The organism is Amycolatopsis sp. lyj-23, assembly GCF_046549135.1.
Classification (GTDB): domain Bacteria; phylum Actinomycetota; class Actinomycetes; order Mycobacteriales; family Pseudonocardiaceae; genus Amycolatopsis.
In genome coordinates this window covers 1-951 of sequence record NZ_JAJPWN010000055.1, presented here as the reverse complement: position 1 = coordinate 951, position 951 = coordinate 1, and the positions used below count along the sequence as shown (strand labels likewise).

Genomic DNA, 951 nt, shown 5'->3' with positions numbered 1-951 from the left:
CTGGGTGATGAGGGGATTGCGGCGTCGGCGTCGTATCGGTACGGGACTCAGGAGCACATGTTTTCGCGGGGTCCGGATGGGTCGTTGCGGCATTCCTACAATGCGGGTGAGTCGATCGAGTCGGAGTCGTACCCGGGGACGCTGGCGGGTGAGCCGGTGGCGTTCGTGGCCGGGGACACCCAGCACGTGTTCGCGCGGCTGACCGACAACACGATCGGGCACTGGTACTGGTATCCCACCGACGCCGATCCGAACTTCGAGCGGTGGGGTGCCGGTGACATCGCGGGCAACCCGGCCGGGTATGCCTTCGGGGACCAGCAGCACATCTTCGCCCGGGGTACCGACGGCAGGCTCAAGCACGTGTACTGGACCCCCGACACCGGGGTGGTGGAGGAAACCCAGACCCAGGCCGTGGCCGGTGACCCGGTCGCCTACGTCTGGGGCGATCAGCAGCACGTGTTCGGCCGCACCACCGACGGGCACCTGGGTCACTGGTACTGGACCCCCACCGACGCCGATCCCACCTACGTGATCTGGGGTCACAGCACCCTGGCCGGTGACCCCACCGGCTACGCCTTCGGTGAACAGCAGCACGTGTTCGCCCGCGGCAGCGACGGCACCCTCAAGCACTTCTACTGGAGCCCCGAAGAAGAAGTCGTCGACGAACCCCTCAACGACCCCATCCAGGGCAACCCGGTCGCCTACGTCTGGAACGACCAGCAGCACGTGTTCGCCCGCACCCCCGGCAACCAGCTCGGCCACTGGTACTGGACCCCCCAGGACAACCAGCCCAACCACGACACCTGGGGCACCGACCTCGCCACCAACCCCACCGGCTTCGCCACCCCCACCCAGGAAAACATCTACGGCCGCACCACCAACGGCACCCTCACCCACTGGTACTGGAACACCGACATGACCACCCCCGACACCGAAACCTGGGGCCAGTGA

At 67.0% G+C, this 951-nt stretch carries 1 protein-coding gene; it reads left to right on the top strand.

Going from position 1 to position 951, the window contains the following annotated elements:
* On the top strand, window positions 1–951 hold a 951-nt coding region (locus ACLJPY_RS50145), incomplete at its 5' end, for a hypothetical protein (protein WP_410598089.1).